18 protein-coding genes are annotated in these 17,747 nt (G+C 72.3%); 11 read left to right on the top strand and 7 right to left on the bottom strand.

The window, feature by feature from the left end:
- Positions 1-70 precede the first annotated feature (70 nt).
- Positions 71-961 carry a LysR family transcriptional regulator gene (locus tag AC07DI_RS15330; RefSeq protein WP_478904786.1) on the top strand — a complete coding sequence of 297 codons (891 nt, stop codon included), beginning with the start codon at positions 71-73 and terminating at the stop codon, positions 959-961.
- Positions 962-1,200: 239 nt separating this feature from the next.
- Here AC07DI_RS15330 and AC07DI_RS15325 read toward each other — a convergent pair whose 3' ends face one another.
- Complete coding sequence (locus AC07DI_RS15325) at positions 1,201-1,686, bottom strand: pyridoxamine 5'-phosphate oxidase family protein (RefSeq protein ID WP_478904785.1); 486 nt, start codon at positions 1,684-1,686, stop codon at positions 1,201-1,203.
- Positions 1,687-1,901: 215 nt separating this feature from the next.
- On the opposite strand from AC07DI_RS15325, the gene AC07DI_RS15320 reads away from it, so the two are divergent.
- The gene (locus AC07DI_RS15320) at positions 1,902-2,546 is read left to right on the top strand and encodes a cysteine hydrolase family protein (RefSeq protein ID WP_478904784.1); all 645 of its coding nucleotides are present in this window, start codon (positions 1,902-1,904) and stop codon (positions 2,544-2,546) included.
- Positions 2,547-2,601: 55 nt separating this feature from the next.
- Here AC07DI_RS15320 and AC07DI_RS15315 read toward each other — a convergent pair whose 3' ends face one another.
- Entirely contained in the window at positions 2,602-3,057 is a 456-nt protein-coding gene (locus AC07DI_RS15315) for a Rieske (2Fe-2S) protein (RefSeq protein ID WP_478904783.1), read from the bottom strand.
- Positions 3,058-3,117: 60 nt separating this feature from the next.
- Positions 3,118-5,301 (bottom strand): S9 family peptidase, encoded by a 2,184-nt coding sequence (locus AC07DI_RS15310; RefSeq protein ID WP_478904782.1) that lies wholly within the window; start codon positions 5,299-5,301, stop codon positions 3,118-3,120.
- 127 nt (positions 5,302-5,428) lie between these two features.
- Here AC07DI_RS15310 and AC07DI_RS15305 point away from each other — a divergent pair, with 127 nt between their 5' ends.
- From AC07DI_RS15305 to AC07DI_RS15275, 7 genes are all read left to right on the top strand, one after another.
- On the top strand, positions 5,429-6,217 hold the full coding sequence (locus AC07DI_RS15305) for a HipA family kinase (RefSeq protein WP_478904781.1): 789 nt from the start codon (positions 5,429-5,431) through the stop codon (positions 6,215-6,217).
- Positions 6,214-6,597: a DUF3037 domain-containing protein gene (locus tag AC07DI_RS15300; RefSeq protein ID WP_478904780.1), complete on the top strand. Its 384-nt coding sequence runs from the start codon at positions 6,214-6,216 to the stop codon at positions 6,595-6,597. The genes AC07DI_RS15305 and AC07DI_RS15300 overlap by 4 nt, the downstream gene beginning before the upstream one ends.
- A gap of 149 nt (positions 6,598-6,746) precedes the next feature.
- A complete protein-coding gene (gene fabG / locus AC07DI_RS15295) occupies positions 6,747-7,508 on the top strand; it encodes a 3-oxoacyl-ACP reductase FabG (protein ID WP_384251821.1) in 762 nt (253 codons plus the stop codon).
- A 21-nt stretch (positions 7,509-7,529) separates the two neighbouring features.
- Entirely contained in the window at positions 7,530-8,285 is a 756-nt protein-coding gene (locus tag AC07DI_RS15290) for an SDR family oxidoreductase (RefSeq protein ID WP_478904779.1), read from the top strand.
- A 137-nt stretch (positions 8,286-8,422) separates the two neighbouring features.
- Positions 8,423-10,030: an ABC transporter substrate-binding protein gene (locus AC07DI_RS15285; protein WP_384251826.1), complete on the top strand. Its 1,608-nt coding sequence runs from the start codon at positions 8,423-8,425 to the stop codon at positions 10,028-10,030.
- A gap of 107 nt (positions 10,031-10,137) precedes the next feature.
- Positions 10,138-10,821 (top strand): uracil-DNA glycosylase, encoded by a 684-nt coding sequence (ung, locus tag AC07DI_RS15280; RefSeq protein WP_478904778.1) that lies wholly within the window; start codon positions 10,138-10,140, stop codon positions 10,819-10,821.
- Positions 10,822-11,003: 182 nt separating this feature from the next.
- Complete coding sequence (locus tag AC07DI_RS15275; RefSeq protein ID WP_478904777.1) at positions 11,004-11,492, top strand: hypothetical protein; 489 nt, start codon at positions 11,004-11,006, stop codon at positions 11,490-11,492.
- Positions 11,493-11,625: 133 nt separating this feature from the next.
- Here the strand turns inward: AC07DI_RS15275 and AC07DI_RS15270 are convergent, their stop codons facing one another.
- Together AC07DI_RS15270 and AC07DI_RS15265 are read right to left on the bottom strand one after the other, a co-directional pair.
- Positions 11,626-12,120, bottom strand: coding sequence for a hypothetical protein (locus AC07DI_RS15270; protein WP_478904776.1), 495 nt, complete (start codon positions 12,118-12,120; stop codon positions 11,626-11,628).
- A 127-nt stretch (positions 12,121-12,247) separates the two neighbouring features.
- The gene (locus AC07DI_RS15265) at positions 12,248-12,841 is read right to left on the bottom strand and encodes a TetR/AcrR family transcriptional regulator (RefSeq protein WP_478904775.1); all 594 of its coding nucleotides are present in this window, start codon (positions 12,839-12,841) and stop codon (positions 12,248-12,250) included.
- 137 nt (positions 12,842-12,978) lie between these two features.
- Between AC07DI_RS15265 and AC07DI_RS15260 the strand changes: the two genes are divergently transcribed.
- Both AC07DI_RS15260 and AC07DI_RS15255 read left to right on the top strand, forming a co-directional pair.
- Complete coding sequence (locus AC07DI_RS15260) at positions 12,979-14,151, top strand: FAD-dependent monooxygenase (RefSeq protein ID WP_478904774.1); 1,173 nt, start codon at positions 12,979-12,981, stop codon at positions 14,149-14,151.
- Between the two features lie 207 nt (positions 14,152-14,358).
- On the top strand, positions 14,359-15,771 hold the full coding sequence (locus AC07DI_RS15255) for a COG1470 family protein (RefSeq protein WP_478904773.1): 1,413 nt from the start codon (positions 14,359-14,361) through the stop codon (positions 15,769-15,771).
- Between the two features lie 54 nt (positions 15,772-15,825).
- On the opposite strand, the gene AC07DI_RS15250 is transcribed toward AC07DI_RS15255, so the two are convergent.
- Together AC07DI_RS15250 and AC07DI_RS15245 are read right to left on the bottom strand one after the other, a co-directional pair.
- Positions 15,826-16,497 carry a helix-turn-helix transcriptional regulator gene (locus AC07DI_RS15250; protein WP_478904772.1) on the bottom strand — a complete coding sequence of 224 codons (672 nt, stop codon included), beginning with the start codon at positions 16,495-16,497 and terminating at the stop codon, positions 15,826-15,828.
- Between the two features lie 465 nt (positions 16,498-16,962).
- The gene (locus AC07DI_RS15245; protein ID WP_478904771.1) at positions 16,963-17,709 is read right to left on the bottom strand and encodes an FG-GAP repeat domain-containing protein; all 747 of its coding nucleotides are present in this window, start codon (positions 17,707-17,709) and stop codon (positions 16,963-16,965) included.
- Positions 17,710-17,747 lie beyond the last annotated feature (38 nt).

Here is a 17,747-nt window from a genome sequence, read left to right as displayed (position 1 = left end):
TCACCATGGACCTCAAGGATCTCGTAGCACAAGCGAGTTTTTGTGCGACTCATCGCGTAGCATCACTTACATGTTGAACCTGGAGCGCCTGCGTACGCTCGACGCCCTCGCCCGGCACGGCTCGGTCAGCGGAGCCGCCGCGGGCCTCCACGTCACGACGTCCGCGGTCTCGCAGCAGATGACGAAGCTGGAGCGCGAGGTGGGCCAGCAACTGCTCGCGAAGAACGGCAGGGGCGTGCGCCTGACCGACGCAGGACGGCTGCTCGCCGAGCACGCGGCCCGCATCCTCTCGCAGGTCGAGCTCGCCCAGGCCGACCTGGAGGAACAGCGCGGCAAGGCCGTCGGCGAGCTGCGGATCGCCGCGTTCCCCACGGCCATGCGGGGCCTGCTGCCCGCCACGCTTGCCGCGCTGCGCACCGACCACCCCGGGCTGCGGGTGGGCTGCCACGAGATGGAGCCGACGCCGGCCGTCTCGGCCGTGGTGCGCGGCGACATCGACATGGCGGTCGTCCTCGACTGGTACAACAAACCGCTGCCCGTCTCGGAGGGCCTGGTCAAGACGCCCCTCCTCGACGATCCCGCCGACGTCGCGATGCCCGCGGCGCACCCCCTCGCCGACCGTGCCGAAGTGGACCTGGAGGAGTTCGCGGACGACGAGTGGATCACCTGGGCGGAGGGCGAGTTCTGCCATGAGTGGCTGATGTTCACGCTGCGCGGCAAGGGCATCGAACCGCGCATCGCCCACCGCGCGGAGGAGCACCACACCCAGCTCGCCCTGGTCGCGGCCGGTCTCGGCGTCTGCGTGGCACCGCAGTTGGGCCGCGACCCGATGCCTGCGGGCGTGCGCGCGGTTCCGGTGCGGCACCGGGTGCGGCGGCATGTGTACGTGGTGTGGCGCGCGGACGCGGACCGCCGCCCGTCGATCAGGGCGGCGGCGCAGGCTCTCAGAGCCTGTCTTTGAACCCCCGTCTGCGCCCCGGCGCCCGGCACGCACGCTCGGCGCACGGAGCCCCAGGACAGGTGGCTCCGCCACATGACCTGGGACTCCGCACACCGATCGAACGCTTCCCCAAGCTCTCGGCTCCGCTCGAGCAGGGGAGGCCCCAATCCACCGCTGCGCCCGCGCTTCGCGCGGACGACGGGGGTTCAAAGACAGGCTCTCAGGGCGGCCGGGGCGGGGCTCCGGTAGGGGGAGTCGCCTCAGCCGGATGCGCGGCCCCCGGCACCCGTCAGCTTCCTGAAGTCCCACGACGCGACGGCGTCCGGCGTCAGGCGGACCCACGCGTGACGGCCGTCGTGCGGCATCGTGTCAAGGCCGAAGAGCTTCTGGGCGAACAGCCGCTCCGGCGCGTCGAGTTCGGGGCACGGCTCACCCGTGCGCGGGGCCTCGCCGACGAAGGTCACCGTGCCCGACAGCTCGACGCCGCGCAGCTCCCCGTACTCCTCGCCGGTGTCGACGACCACGGCGATCCGCGGGTCCTTGCGCAGGTCGGCCCAGCGCTTGCTGCGGATGATCGAGTACAGCCACAGCGAGGTGCCGTCCCAGGCGAACCAGAGCGTGCTGACGTGCGGGGCGCCGTCCGCGGACACGGTCGCCACCCGGCAGGTGCGTTCCGCGGCGAGGAAGGCGTCGAGCTCGTCCGGCGTCATCATGATCCTGCGGCCCCGGCGCTGCGTGACGGCCATGTGGATGTCCCTCCCGAGTGGCGATCCGGCCGCACGACCCCTCGTACGGCCGACCTGGCTGCACCGGCTTCCCTGACATCCCGTCAGGGGCCCGCGTCAGGAAAGGATGAGGGCTCTTCCTTCGTGACGCAATGGCCGTTAGCCTCGCGCGGATTCCGGGCCCGTGCGCCGGCCCGTCCCGCCGGCGTCCCGGACGTCCGCGACAAGGGGGAGCCATGCCGTCGTACGAACAGCTCAGGGAACTCCTCGATCCCGCTACCACGGCCCTGCTGACCGTCGAGTGCCAGCAGGGCGTCATCGGCACGGAGAGCGCCCTGCCCGAACTCGCCGCCGAGGCGCGGTCCTCGGGCGCACTCGCCAATGTCGCCCGGCTGGTCGCCGCGGCCCACCTGAGCGGCGTCCAGGTCCTGCACGCGATCGCCGAACGGCGGCCCGACGGACGCGGGGCCAATCGCAACGCCCGGCTCTTCCGCGCCGCCGAACGGCTGCCCGTGCGGCAGCTCTCGGGCACCGCGGCCGTGCGTGTCACACCGCCGATCGAGGTGGCGGACGAGGACTTCCTCGTGCGCCGCCTGCACGGTCTCTCACCCGTCGCGGGCACCGACGTGGACGCCCTGCTGCGCAATATCGGCTGCCGGACCCTGCTCGTCACCGGGGTCTCCGCCAACGTCGCGATCCCGAACGCCGTGTTCGACGCCGTGAACCTCGGCTACACCGCCGTCGTGCCCGCCGACGCCATCGCGGGAGTCCCCGCCGACTACACGAAGGCGATGATCCGCAACACGCTCGCGCTCGTCGCCACCGTCACCACCACGGGGGAGATCCTGAGCGCCTGGAAGCGCCCGCGACGCGCCGGTTAGGGCATGTGCATTCTTCCGGCCGGGGGCGGGGGGGGGGGGGGCAAACGGCAGGCGTTCAGGCCAGCTTGACCGAGCCGCCCGTCACGGTGATCTCGGCGGCCGGCAGCGGCTTCGGCGCGGGTCCGCCCTTGACGCTGCCGTCCGCCACGTCGAACTTGCTGCCGTGGCAGGGGCAGTTGATGGTGCCGTCCTCGACACTCGACACCGGGCACTGTTTGTGGGTGCACCGGTTCGAGAAGGCCTTGAACCGGCCCTTGACCGGCTGGGTGACGACCACGCCCGCGTCCTTGAAGATCTTGCCGCCGCCCACCGGAATCTCCGACGTCCTGGCCAGCACGATCCCGGCGGCCCCCGCGTCACCGCCCGGCGCCTGCGCGCCCGCGGGTTCGGAGGAGTCGTCGCTGTCACCCGCCCCGCAGGCGGTGAGCGCGGCGGCGAAGCCCGCGGCGCCGAGTGTGGCCACGACGGTGCGGCGGCAGGGCCCGGAAACGGTCTCTTCGGAAGTCGTCATGGCCAGTGATACGCGGCTCCGGGCCCCGGTGTTCAAACATTCACCACGGCATTCCGGCGTTCAGGCATGTCCGCCCGGAGGAGCGGCGTGGGCCGGACGGGCGGTCGGCGTCAAGTGCTTGTTCAGGAAGTCCAGTTCGAGCCGCAACAGATTCGCGGCCTGGTCCTCCTGGCTCAGCAGGTGGCTCGCGCCGGACAGCGGCAGCACGGTGTGCGGACGCCCCGCGGCCAGCAGGGCCGAGGAGAGGCGCAGCATGTGCACGGGGAGCACGTTGTCGTCGGACAGCCCGTGGACCAGCATCAGCGGCCGGCTCAGCCGATGCGCGTGCGCGACCAGGGAGCAGTTCTCATACGCGGCGGGGCGCACGTCCGGGTGCCCCAGATAGCGCTCCTTCCAGTGCGTGTCGTAGAGGCGCAGGTCCGAGGGGGCCGCGCCCGCAACTGCCGCGTGGAAGACGTCGGGGCGGTGCAGCACGGCGCCCGCCGCCAGGTACCCGCCGAACGACCAGCCACGGATGCCGACGCGCTCCGGATCGAGGTCGGGGAACCGCTCGGCGGCGGCGTGCACCGCGGCCACCTGGTCGTCGAGCACGGGGGTCAGCTGGTCGCCGTGGACGGCCTTCGCCCAGTCCTCGCCGCGCCCCGGAGTGCCGCGCCCGTCCGCGATCAGTACCGCGTACCCCTGCTCGGCGAACCACTGGGCCACAACCGTCCACCACGCGCGCGCGTGGACCACGAGTTGGATGCCCGGACCGCTGTAGGGGCAGAGCAGCACCGGCAGCTTTCCCGAACCCGGCTCGTACCAGGACGGCAGGTACAGCGCACTGCGCAACTCCCGCTTCCCGAGGGTGAGGTGGCGGGGGCGCGGGGTCACGACCGGCTCCTCGGCGTACACGGCGATCCGGCCGACCGGCTCGCCCCCGCGCAGCACGGTCACCGTCTGCCCGTCGGGCGTCCTGCTGTCGAGTACCACGGTGTCGCCCCCGACGGCTGCCGTGTGGACGCCGGGACCCGAGCTGATCTGCTTCAGGGTGCCGGTGCCGGAGCGGCGTTCGGGGCCGGGCCCGTGGCCCGCGTGGTCGAACGTCCAGACGTGGACCTCCGTCGGCTCGGTCGACGCGGTGAACCACAGGCGCTCGCCCGCGGCGGCCAGGACCTCGCGCACCTCAAGGCCGCCGGGCGTGCTCGTGTCGCCCACCCACAGACCGCGCGTGCGGCCCTGTACGTCTCCGTGCCGGACGACCCGGCCGCTCTCCAGGCGCAGCGGTGTACCCGGCATCAGCTCCAGCCAGGCGGGATCGTGCCGTCGGCCGAGCAGGCGTGTCCGGCCGGTCCCGGGGTCGACCTCCAGGAGGTGGACCGAACGCTGGTCACGGGTCTGCAGAGTGATCAGCGGCCCGTGGGCGTCCCAGCGCGCCGTGGGGACGTAGTCGAAGGCGTCGTCCGTCCACTCCTCGGCGACGGGGTGGTCCGCCGCGCGCTCCGGGGTGACCACCGCGGTCCTGGTGCCGTCCGTGCGCACGATGTGCAGCGACGTCTCGGCGTTGGCGGTACCGGCCGCCGGGTAGCGGACGGCGCGCGGCGGGCGCTCCGGGTGCGCCGGGTCCGAGAGCCACCAGACGCGTACCGCAGAGGCGTCCACACGCGCGACGAGCAGGGCGTCACTCTTCGGGGACCACCAGAAGCCGCGCTGTCTGTCCATGGACTCGGCGGCCACGTGGTCGGCGAGCCCGTAGGTGACCGCCGCGCCCTCGGGCTCCGCGAGCGCCCTGTCACCCGTACCGTCGGCGCCGACCACCCGCAGGGCGCCGTCGCAGACGTACGCGATGAGGGTCCCGTCCGGCGAGGGGCGCGGGTCGACCGCCGGGCCCGCCGTGCGGATCCGGCGCGGCGGGCCGCCGGCCGTCTCCACCACCCAGAGCGCCCCGCCCAGCGTGAAGGCGGCCACGCGCGCGTGGTGGTCGCTCGCGTAGGCCACCACTCCTTGCGTCGTCTCGCGCGCCCGCTCCCTGCGGACCCGCTCCGCCTCCGGCACCGGACCCTCGGCCCCCAGCGCCCGCGGATCGGCGAGCACGCGCTCGGCCCCGTCCTCGTACAGCCACAGCCTGCCGACCGGATCGTCGCCCGCCGTCGACCGCACGAACAGCACCCGCTCGCCGTCCGGGGAGACCGTGAAGCCGCGCGGCACACCCAGGGAGAAGCGGCGCGTGCGCGCGAACTGGCGGGGAAGATCAATCGATTCCATGCCGGGCACTGTAAGAGCCTGTGTCATATCCCCGGCCAGGCGGCGACCACCCGGCCGGGGATATGACACAGGCTCTAAGCACCTCCCACGTGATCCAACAGCGTGGAACCGGCAGTAATCTGGGGCAATGCTCAGCGAAGTCACCGCGGTCCGCTACGTCACGCCCCTGCGGGAGGGCGGATCGCTGCCCGGGGTCGTCGAGGCCGACGACCACGGCACGTACGGGACGTACGTCATCAAGTTCACCGGTGCGGGACAAGGGCGCAAGACGCTCGTCGCCGAGGTGATCTGCGGTGAGCTGGCCCGCGGGCTCGGCCTGCGCGTGCCGCGTCTCGTGGCGGTCCGGCTCGACCCGGTCCTCGGACTCGGCGAGCCCGACGAGAGGGTCCAGGAACTGCTGAAGGCGAGCGGCGGCCTCAACCTCGGCATGGACTTCCTCTCCGGCGCGCTCGGCTTCGACCCGCTCGCCTACGACGTCGGCCCGGCCGAGGCCGGCCGCATCGTCTGGTTCGACGCCCTGATCAACAACGTGGACCGGTCCTGGCGCAACCCCAACCTGCTCCGCCTGCACGGCGATCTCTGGCTCATCGACCACGGGGCGAGCATGATCTGGCACCACAACTGGCGCACCGTCGAGACCGCGGTCGCCAAGCCGTACGACGCGTCCGACCACGTCCTCGCCCGCTACGGCCCCGACATCGCGGCCGCCGCCGCCGAGCTGGCCCCCCGCGTCACCGAGGAACTGCTCGCCGGGGCCGCGGCCGCGGTGCCCGACGAGTGGCTGGCCGACGAGCCCGGCTTCGCGAGCCCGGACGACGTGCGCCGCGCCTATGTGGCCGCGCTGCTGCCGCGCGCAGCGACCATCCACGAACGGATCGCGCTGGGCGAACCGCAGCCGAAGGGTGCCCTCAAGTGACGAAGCGGGACGTCTTCGAGTACGCGCTGGTGCGTGTCGTGCCCCGGGTGGAGCGCGGCGAGCAGATCAACGCGGGGGTCGTGGTCTACTGCCGCGCCAAGTCCTTCGTGGCCGCCCGCACCCACCTGGACGAGGCCAGGCTGCGCGCCCTGGATCCGGCGGCCGACGTGGCCGGCATCAGGGCCGGGCTCGGCGCCGTCGAGCGGATCTGCGAGGGTGGCGAGGCCGCGGGCCAGGCCGAGCGCGACGACGCGGGGCGGCGCTTCAGGTGGCTGATCGCGCCCCGCTCCACGGTGATCCAGCCGGGTCCGGTGCACACGGGCCTGACGGCGGATCCTGGGGCCGAGGTCGACCGTCTCCTGCAACTGTTGGTGAGGTAAAGCGTCACACCTCTCCTGTGGGCCGTTGACACCCGGTGCCAGGGCTTCTAGCGTCTCGTCCAGCTGAAGGTACTAAGCGGTCGCTCACCATCGGGGCGTACCGTGGGCCGCACCCCCAAGAGCCGTATCCAAGGGCGAGGAGAACCAGCATGTCCACCACAGAGCAGCGCGTCGCTGTCGTGACCGGCGCGGCACGAGGCATCGGCGCGGCGACCGCCGTACGCCTCGCCGCCGAGGGCCGCGCCGTGGCCGTCATCGACCTCGACGAGGCCGCCTGCAAGGACACCGTTGCGCAGATCACCGCGGCCGGCGGCAAGGCGCTCGCCGTGGGCTGCGACGTGTCCGACGAGGCCCAGGTCGAGGCCGCCGTGGCCCGCATCGCCGAGGAGCTCGGCGCGCCGACGATCCTCGTCAACAACGCCGGTGTGCTCCGCGACAACCTCCTCTTCAAGATGAGCGCGGGCGACTGGGACACGGTCATGAACGTGCACCTGCGCGGCGCCTTCCTGATGACCAAGGCCTGCCAGAAGCACATGGTGGACGCCAAGTTCGGCCGCGTCGTGAACCTCTCCTCGTCCTCCGCGCTCGGCAACCGCGGCCAGGCCAACTACGCCGCGGCCAAGGCGGGACTGCAGGGCTTCACCAAGACCCTCGCCAAGGAACTCGGCAAGTTCGGCGTCACCGCCAACTCCGTCGCCCCGGGCTTCATCGTCACCGAGATGACGAAGGCCACCGCCGAAAGGGTCGGCATGGGCTTCGAGGACTTCCAGGCCGCGGCCGCCACCCAGATCCCGGTGCAGCGCGTCGGCCGCCCCGAGGACATCGCCAACGCCATCGCCTTCTTCACGGGCGACGCGGCGGGCTTTGTCTCCGGGCAGGTCATGTACGTCGCCGGCGGCCCGCTCAACTGACCCGGAAGGCGGAGACAGACCATGGCTGTGCAGGACAGTGGGAAGGCCGCGCTCATCACGGGCGCGAGCCGCGGCATCGGATACGGCATCGCCGAGGCGCTGGTCGCCCGCGGCGACCGGGTCTGCATCACCGGACGCAACGAGGACGCCCTCAAGGAGGCCGTCGAGAAGCTCGGCTCCGACCGGGTCATCGGCGTCGCGGGCAAGGCCCATGACGAGGCGCACCAGGTGGTCGCCGTCGAGCGCACGATGGAGGCGTTCGGCAGGGTCGACTTCCTGATCAACAACGCGGGCACCAACCCGGTCTTCGGCCCGATGGCCGACCTCGACCTCAACGTGGCCCGCAAGGTGTACGAGACCAACGTCATCTCGGCGCTCGGCTTCGCCCAGCAGACCTGGAAGGCCTGGCAGAGCGAGAACGGCGGCGCGATCGTGAACATCGCCTCCGTCGCCGGTGTCTCCGCCTCGCCCTTCATCGGCGCGTACGGGATGAGCAAGGCCGCCATGGTCAACCTCAGCCTTCAGCTGGCGCACGAGTTCGCACCGAAGGTGCGCGTGAACTCCATCGCGCCCGCCGTCGTCAAGACCAAGTTCGCCCAGGCCCTGTACGAGGGCAGGGAGGCGGAGGCGGCCGCCTCCTATCCGCTCGGCCGGCTCGGTGTGCCGGAGGACATCGGGGGCGCCGCCGCGTTCCTCACCTCCGGCCAGTCCGACTGGATCACGGGCCAGACACTCGTGGTCGACGGCGGCATCTTCCTCAATGCGGGCGTCGGCTGACCAAGGCCGCACACCCGCCCAGTACGCCTCTTTCAGTGACGTACGCACTCATCAAGTGCCCTGTCGGCATCCGCAGTTGGACCGGCGGGGCGCTGCGATATTGTCTCCCGATTCCATGGCATGGCCGATCGAGGAGCGTGCGCGTGTTCAGTGAAGTTCCCCCAGCCAGGCGGACCAGAGGTCTGCGTCCGGTGGCGGCGATCGCGTCCATATCGCTGCTCGCCGGATGCGGAATGCTGTCCTCCGAGGGATCGGACGACGACGAGCAGATCACCGTCGGCACGATGAGCGCGCCGAGCACCCTGGACCCGGCGAAGGCCTGGGACAGCTCGTGGGAGCTGTACAGGAACGTCTTCCAGACGCTGCTCAGCTTCCCCTCGGGCGCCACCGAGCCCGAACCGGACGCGGCGGAGTCCTGCCGGTTCAGCGACTCCTCCAGCACGGTCTTCACCTGTGAGCTCCGCAGTGGCCTGCGGTTCTCCGACGGCGACACGCTGGACGCGGCGGCCGTGAAGTACTCCTTCGACCGGATACGGAAGATCGGGGCGAAGGGCGGACCGACCGGGCTGCTCGGGTCGCTCGACACGGTCGAGGCGAAGGGGAAGCGGACCGTCATCTTCCGCCTCAAGAAGGCGGACGCGACGTTCCCGTTCGTTCTCGCGACCCCGGCCATGTCGATCGTCGACCCCGTCGAGTACCCGGCGGACCGGCTCCGCGAGGGCGACGAGATCACTGGCTCCGGGCCCTACACCCTCGACGCGTACACCGCGAACGAGAAGGCGGAGCTGCGCAGGAACGACAAGTACAAGGGCGCGGCCGACGTCAAGAACGAAGCCGTCACCATCCGCTACTTCAAGAAGTCCTCGGCCATGGTCGACGCCCTGAAGGACAAGCAGATCGATGTGACCTTCCGCGGTCTGGCCTCGAAGGACATCGTCGAGATGCAGGGCAGGGGCAGGCGCGAGCAGGACATCGAGCTCGTCGAGGGCGCGGGCACCGAGATCCGCTACCTGGTGTTCAACACCAAGGACCCGTGGGTGCGGAAGCTGCCCGTCCGGCGGGCCTTCGCGCAGCTCGTCGACCGCGGGGCCATCGCCCACAAGATCTACAAGGACACCGTGGAGCCGCTGTACTCGATGGTGCCGCGCGGGCTCACGGGTCACGCCACCGGCTTCTTCGACGAGTACGGCAACCCCAGCGCGGCCAAGGCCAGGAAGATCCTCACCGACGCCGGAATCCACGGGCCGGTCCCGCTCACCCTCTGGTACACCACCGACCGCTACGGTTCGGCGACCGAGGCGGAGTTCGCCGAGATCAAGCGGCAGCTGGAGGGCTCGGGGCTCTTCAGGATCACGCTCAAGAGCCGTCCCTGGACCGAGTTCCAGGAGGGGTACAGCAACGGCGAGTACCCCGTCTTTGGACGCGGGTGGTTCCCCGACTTCCCGGACGCGGACAACTTCATCGCGCCGTTCGTGGGCCCGAAGAACGTCCTCAACACGCCGTACCCGTCCAAGGAGATCACCGACGAGGTGCTGCCGCGCGAGCGCAGGGAGGCCGACCGGGGCGCGGTGATCAACGATTTCCAGCGGGCCCAGGACATCCTCGTCGACGACGTCAGGCTGCTGCCGCTGTGGCAGGGCAAGCAGTACATCCTGTCCAGCGAGGAGATCGCGGGCGGCGAGCGAGCCCTCGACCCCTCCGCGATCATGATGATGTGGGAGCTGCAGCGCAAGACCAGCTGGTAGCCGGGCACCGGCGGGCGGGCGGCCGGACCGATTGTCAGTGCGCGCCGGTAGGTTCAGGGGTTCAGAGACTGGATCTGAGAAATGACCGTACACCGGAGGTTGTTGACGTGACCGACATCGCCATGCTGCCCGCGTCCTGGCGCGGAGTCCTCGGCGAGGAACTCCAGAAGCCCTACTTCAGGGAGCTCACCGAGTTCGTCGAGGAGGAGCGGGCGAAGGGCCCTGTCTACCCGCCGCGCGAGGAGGTCTTCGCCGCCCTCGACGCGACGCCGTACGACCGGGTGAAGGTCCTGGTCCTCGGCCAGGACCCCTACCACGGCGCGGGCCAGGGGCACGGGCTCTGCTTCTCCGTGCGCCCCGGTGTGAAGACCCCGCCCTCGCTGCGGAACATCTACAAGGAGATGAAGGAGGAACTCGGCCACCCCGTGCCGGACAACGGCTACCTGATGCCGTGGGCCACGCAGGGTGTCCTCCTGCTCAACGCGGTGCTCACGGTCCGTGCCGGGGAGGCCAACTCCCACAAGGGCAAGGGCTGGGAGAAGTTCACGGACGCGGTGATCCGCGCGGTGGCCGACCGCCCCGACCCGGCCGTCTTCGTCCTGTGGGGGAACTACGCCCAGAAGAAGCTCCCCCTCATCGACACGGAGCGGCACATCGTGGTGAAGGGCGCGCATCCCTCGCCGCTCTCCGCGAAGAAGTTCTTCGGCTCGCGCCCGTTCACGCAGATCAACGAAGCGGTCGAGGCGCAGGGGCACGAGCCGATCGACTGGCGGATCCCGGACATCGGCTGAGGTCTCCGGGCCGGGAGCCTGTCTTCGGGGTTTCCCGGCCGAGGGGGCCGCGGGCGTCACCGGCCTGGCCCAGCGCCGGGGGTGAGCGCCCCGCCCGCGAACGTGCCTGACCGTGATTGTCAGTGGTGGCCGCTAGCGTCGTGAGGGATGGGGGCTACGGCCGTACGACCACGGAGGACCCGGTGACGGAGCAGCAGGAGCAGACGGCGGAGGACGCGATGATGACCCGGATCGGGCAGGCGGTCATGCTGCACCACGGCGGCGACCGCGAGGAGGCGCAGGACCGCTTCCTCGGCCTGTGGGGGGAGATCGGCGAGGACGGCGACCCGCTGCACCGCTGCACGCTCGCGCACTACATGGCGGACACGCAGGCCGACCCCTCGGACGAACTGGCGTGGGACCTGCGGGCGTTGTCGGCGGCCGACGAGCTCACCGACCAGCGCCTGAACGAGCACCACCAGTCGCTCGCGGTGCGCGGCTTCTACCCCTCCCTGCATCTGAACATCGCCGCGGACTACGTGAAGCTGGGCCGTCCGGAAGCGGCCCGCAGCCATCTGCGCCGGGCCCGCGGCGCGGTGGGCACCCTGGAGGACGACGGCTACGGCAACGGCATCAAGGAGGCCATCGCGAGGCTGGAGCGCGAGGTCGGGGAGGGCAGCGAGGAGGAGTAGGGAGGCAGGGGGGAGAGGGCAAGGGGGCAGGGGGAGGGGGCGGCGCAGAGAGTACGGCGCCGCCCGACGCGGGGCCGCCGCCCGACGCGGGGCCGCCGCCCGACGCGGGGCCGCCCGATGTGGCACTGCCGCGTCAGCGGCCGTACGTCTCGCGGCAGATGACGGCCTGGGCGCTGCCCGGCGGCCAGTTGCCGTAGGCCTCGCCGAGCGCGCACACGTCGGCACCGGGCGCGGCGGGGGCCGTGGCCGGGGCGGGCCGGGTCGCTCCCGCGTCGGGCCGCGCCGGAGGGGGCCTGCGGGCCGGTTCCGAGGGCGCGGGCGCGGGCGGGCGCGCGGGCCGGGCGGGGCCGGGTGGGGGAGTCGACCGGGCGGCCTCGGGGGCGGTCGGCCGGGAGGTGGCGGGTCCGGGCGGGGTGCCGCCCATACGCTCCAGCGCCTCGCGCGCCGGAGCCTGGACGACGCGCGGCCTGCTGCTCCCGTCGGGGTGGGGCGCGGGCGCCGACGTGGTGGCCGCGACGGGACCGGTCCCCGCGGGCCGCTCGACGCTCACGCACCCGGAGACGGTGGCCGTGACGGCAGTGACGGCCGCGGAGACGAGGAGCGCGGCGGTGGTCGTCGATCGATGCACCCGCGCAACTCTGCTGCGCGCGGAGCCAGTTGACCCGGGAAGTCCGGGAGGTTGCCCCGCACGGGTGATGCGGGACGCGCGGCACGGATGATCACGGCCGCTCACGGACGGGGGACCCCCTCCCGCCTCACCCGTCCAGCATCCCCCTCAGCAGCTCCCCGACGCTCCTGCGAAGCTCCTCCTCCGTCGGCGTCGTGGCGTGGTACGAGCCCGCCACGCACGAGAACATCAGGCCGTCGCACCACGCCACGAGGGAGAGCGTGTGGAGCTCGGGGGCGGAGGAGCCCGCGGCCCGGAGCAGGGCCTCCAGGGGCTCCCTGAACTGGGCGCCCGCCGCGTCGTAGTGGGCGCGCAGTTCCGGTCTGCGGGTCGCCTCCAGGGCCAACTCGTAGCGCGACACGAGCAGTTGGCGGGCGTCGCCGGAGAGGTAGCGGTGCAGGGCGGCGGCCAGGCCGGTGACCACCTGCTCGCGGCCGGCCGCCAGGGCGGGCATGTCGGCGGGGCTCAGGAGCTCCGCCTCGCGTTCGGCCTGTCGCCGCACCGCCGTCTCCAGGAGGGCGAGCCGAGTGCGCGCGTGATTGGACGTGGACCCCTGCGGCAGTCCCGCCGCCTCGTCGACGGACCGGTGGGTGAGGCCGCGCATACCGCGCTCCGCGAGCAGGGCGAGGGCGGCGTCGGCGATGAGCTGGGGGCGGGTGGGTCCCGCGCTGCGTACGGACATGGCGAAAACCTTACCTCCCTCACTACAGATGTAGTACGGTCATCCTCGGCGTCGCGCACTACATCTGTAGTGAAGGAGGGCGCGGGAGTGGATGGCACGTACACGGTGGCCGTGTGCGGCGCCCCGGAGGAGGAGCCATGAAGCAGCAGCCCCACGCGGTCGTCATCGGCGGTGGCATCGGCGGACTCACCGCCGCCCTCGGCCTGCACGGGTCCGGGTGGCGCGTCACGGTCCTTGAGCGTGCCGCCTCCCTCAAGCCCGTGGGCGCCGGCATCGGACTCGCGCCCAACAGCCAGCGCGCCCTGGACGTCCTCGGCCTCGGCGACCGGGTCCGTGCGCTGGCCGCCTGGCAGGGGGACGGCGGCGTGCGTGCCCAGGACGGCCGCTGGCTGGTGCGCACGAGTGCGGCCGAGACCCAAGCGGCGTACGGCGGAAGCCTGGTGATGCTGCACCGCGCGACCCTCGTCGACCTGCTGGTCTCCGCGCTGCCCGAGAAGGCGCTGCGTACCGGCGCGCGGGCCCGGCTGTCGGACCCGGGCGCCGCGGGCCGCCGCGCCGTCGTCAGCACCGACGACGGCGACATCGAGGCGGACCTCGTCGTCGGCGCCGACGGCATCGACTCCGCCGTGCGGGCCGCTCTCTTCCCGGTGCACCCGCGCCCCGGGTACGCGGGCTTCACCGCCTGGCGGTTCGTCGTCCCGGCCCCCGACGAGCCCTTCGCGCCCCACGAGACCTGGGGCCGCGGCGGCGTCTGGGGCACGCAGCCGCTCAAGGACGGCAGGGTGTACGTGTACGCCACCGCCCGCCTCCCCGAGGGCGGCAGGGCGCCCGACGACGAGAAGGCCGAGCTGGAACGCCGGTTCCGCGACTGGCACGACCCGATTCCCCGGCTGATCTCCGCCGTGGGCGCCGACAGCATCCTGCGCAACGACGTCCGTCACCTGCCCACGCCCCTCGCCGTCTTCCACCGGGGCCGCGTCGTCCTCGTCGGCGACGCCGCGCACGCCATGACGCCGAGCCTCGGCCAGGGCGGTAACCAGGCGATCGAGGACGGCGTCGTCCTCGCCCACCACGTGGCACCGGACGCCGACCTCGCCGCGGGCCTGGCCGCCTACAGCGCGGCGCGCGTCCCGCGTACCACGGACATCGTCCGCCGGTCGGCACGCACCTCCCGCGTCACGCACCTGACCGGCGCCCCGGCCATCGCCGTACGCGACGCCCTCATCTCGGCGGCGACGAGAATCGCCCCCCATTCCGTGCTGCACGGCCTCTCCGCCATCACCGACTGGCGTCCCCCGCAGGCCTCTTGAACCCAGGCTCCATCAGCCGCGGGAACGGAGGCCGGGGCGGGGAGGGAGAAGCCACCCCCTCACCCCGCTCGGCCTCCCGGCTGTCGCGGGCGGCGCCGATCCAGGTGTCGAAGACCGGACCGGCGGGCATCGGGGCCGCCCCTGTGGGCAACCGGCTCTGCCCCCCGGTCTCCTGACGGGCTCCGCGAGGGCTCCTAGCGTCGTGGCGTGAGCCTTTGGACCTCCCTGGAACCTGCCTCCGTGACCGTCGACCCAGGCAGCGGCACCACCGTGCAGCTGCGGGTGCGCAACACCGGTGACATCGTCGACGAGTACCGCTTCGAACCGGTCGGCGACCTCGCGCCCTGGGCCACGGTGGAGCCGGCGGTTTTGCGGCTCTACCCGGGGACGACCGGCACGGTGGAGCTGGCGTTCGCCCCGCCCCGTACGCCCGACGCGGTCGCAGGACCGCACCCGTACGCGGTACGGATCACACCGGCGGAACACCGCTCCGCCGTCGTCGTCCCCGAGGGGAACGTCACCGTCACTCCCTTCACCGAGGTGCGCGCCGAGCTGGTGCCGCCGACGGTGAAGGGGTGGTTCCGCGGACGGCCTCAGCTGGCCGTGGACAACATCGGCAACACCGGGGTCACCGCGTCACTCAGCGGCAACGACACCGGCGACAGGCTCTCCTACGACCTCCAGCCGGGCAACGTCCAGATCGAACCGGGGCGGGCCGCGTTCGTGAAGGCGACGCTGCGGCCCCGGCAGATCACCTGGTTCGGTTCCAAGCAGGAGCAGCCCTACGCGCTGGCCGTGCGGCGGTCCGGCAGCGAGCCGGTGAACGTGGACGGTGTCTTCGTGCAGCGCGGGGTCTTCCCGGGCCGGCTGACCGCCGTGCTCGGCGTGGTCCTCGCGCTGACCGTCGCGTTCGTGACGATCTGGATGTCGAACCGGCCGCAGCTGCGGACCCAGGCCAGGGAGAAGTTGGAGCAGGGCGGCCGGCTCAAGCCGGACAGCCCGCCCCCGCCCGCGAAGAGCGCGCCGCCCGCCCCCGAGAAGCCGCAGGAGGCTTTCGAGGAGCCCGGCGGGGACGGCCAGAAGGACGAGAAGGACGCAGGCGGCGGTGACGGTGGCGGGGGCGGTGGCGGCGGCGAGGAGGACGAGCCCGACGAGGTGACGGCGGCCGACGCGGTGCGTGAGCTGGCCGGGAGCAGCGAGGGCCGCCACATCTGCTACCGCGCCTTCGTCGAGGGCGACGGCTGGCAGGACGCCGTGTGCGACGGCGCGGAGGCAGGCGCGGCGGGCCAGGGCACCCCCATCAAGGCGCTCAGCATCGCGGTGTCCGACACCCAGGGCGTCACCGGCACGGGCGCCTTCGTGGGCGAGGGCTGGCGGGAGGGGATCCCGTGGTCGAACGCGGACGACACCGAGGACATGTTCTTCGGCAGCACCGAGGAGGCCGACCCCGCCCTTGAGGGCTACACCTACAAGGTCTTCGACGGCTCCGTGTGCAGTGACGCCTACGTGAAGGACCGGGACTGGATGGGCGAGGTGTGCACCGACCCCGGTCAGTTCAAGTACCACGGGAGTCCGATGGAGCTGAACCTCCAGCTGGAGGCGGTCCGCTTCACCGTCTGACGAGTCGTCGGGGGAGAGGCCCAACCACGGGAGGCCCACCACGGGGCTCTCCCCTCAGATGTAGCCCTCACGCAGGGCGTACGCCACCACGTGGGCGCGGTTGCGCAGGTGCAGGCGGGTGGTGAGGCCGTGCATCACGTTCTTGACGGTGCGTTCGGAGTACGACAGCTTCACGGCGATCTCCGAGGTGTCGAACCCCTCGGCCACCAGCCGCACCACGTCCACCTCGCGCTTGGTGAAGCTCATGAAGAACCCCGGCTGGTCGTCGCCGCCCCGGTGCAGGCGCCGCACCTGGCCGATGAGCTGCCCCAGCAGGTCCGCGGGCAGGTCGCCGCCTCCCTTGGCGGCGGTCACCACCGCGTGCACCAGGCGCTGGGCGGTCGCCTCGTGGCGCCAGACGATGGCGCCGACACCGCATTCGATGACGTCGAGGAGTTCGTGCTCACGGACCGCCCCGGCGACGAGTACGGCACGCGCGCCCTCGCTGCGCACGGTGCGCCGCAGGCGGGCGAGCGCGGCCTCGTCGATGGTGTCCTCGATGACCAGGACGACCGCGGCCCGGCCGGAGTCCCCGCACACCTCGACCTCGGGGTGCCGGCGCAGCTGGCTGAGGGCGCCCTCGCGGCTGATCGGATCCGGGGCGACCACGGCGACGGCGACCCGCACGCGGTTCGTCTTCGGCAGACCGTGCGAGGGGACCGCGGAGAGCGGGGACTTGGGGGCCATAGGGGATACGGGGGAGATGGGGGAGCTCGGGGAGATGGGGGAGGCTGCGGAAACAGTCGAGGCGGGGGAGGCCACAGGGGCCGCGGGGGCCACGAAGGCCGGGGGCGAGCTGGACACGCGATCTTCCTCTGGTCTCTGACTCTGGCTCTGGGGGTGGTTCGTGCTCTGAGAGCCTGTGTCATATCCCCGGCCGGGTGGTCGCCGCCTGGCACGCACGATCGCCGCGTTGCCGAAAAGCCCTAGTAGCTCCTCCCCCAGGCCTGAACGGCCCGGGGGGACCCCCACCGAGGACTTCCCGGCGCCTTGCGATCGCACGCACCAGACGACGCCCACTGATCCGACCGGGGATATGACACAGGCTCTGACGGGTCGGCGCCGCGGGCGGTGTGCCGACGGACGCCACCGGGTGCCGCCGGTCCCCCTGGAGGCCCGGGAGGCCCGAGGACCGGCGGCACCCGGTCGAGGTCAGGAGCAGGGCTTGAAGAAGTGCTTCCAGCCGTCGCCGGGCATGGCCGGCGGCTCGGCCGGGGTGCCGGACTCGCCGTACTTCTGCTGGTGATCGGCGTTGTAACGGCCGGGGCCGCTGCTCGCCTTGGTCAGGCGCACCTCCCGCTCCCACACGCCGTCTCCGGCGTTGACGAGGGTCGCGAGGTCCGGGTATGCGTCGTTGCCGTAGTTGGCGATCCGCAGCTGCTTGACCTCGCGGCTGTCGCCGATGTCCAGGCGGCGGGCGTGGGCGGAGCCGAGGTTCGCGCGCTTGAGCGGCCCGGGGCGGTACTCGGCGACGCGCGAGGTGGACGGGTCGTCCACGCCGGAGGGGGTGACGAGGTTGACGACGATGTCCAGGGCGCCGTCCTTCTGGAAGTCGGCGACCGCGGCGGTCGCGACCTCGCCCGGCTCGGCGCCGAGGAGCTTGCCGACGGAGTGCTTGGTGCCGAACGTGCCGTTCGCGGCGCCCCACTGGACGGTCATCTTGGTGCCGGTGTGACCCGGGTCGATGATCTTGTCCGGGCGGCCGTCACCGTCGAGATCGCCGACCAGCGTCGTCGCGCCGGAGAGGCAGGGGCCCGCCGCCCGCGCGGTCGTGGCGGAGCGTCCCGCGCTGCCCGAGTCCGCCGACCCGGCCGCGCTGGCCTGGTAGCCGGCGGCCGTCAGGGTCAGGGCGACGGCCGCGACCGGTGCGGCGATCAGACGTGAGCGCTTGCGAAGCATGTACGAACTCCCGATGTCGTTGCTGCTGGGTTGTGCCG

The sequence above is a fragment of the Streptomyces sp. NPDC044106 genome (assembly GCF_056433985.1).
Note: the sequence above shows the minus strand (reverse complement) of the source record. Positions and strands in the feature narration are given on the sequence as shown.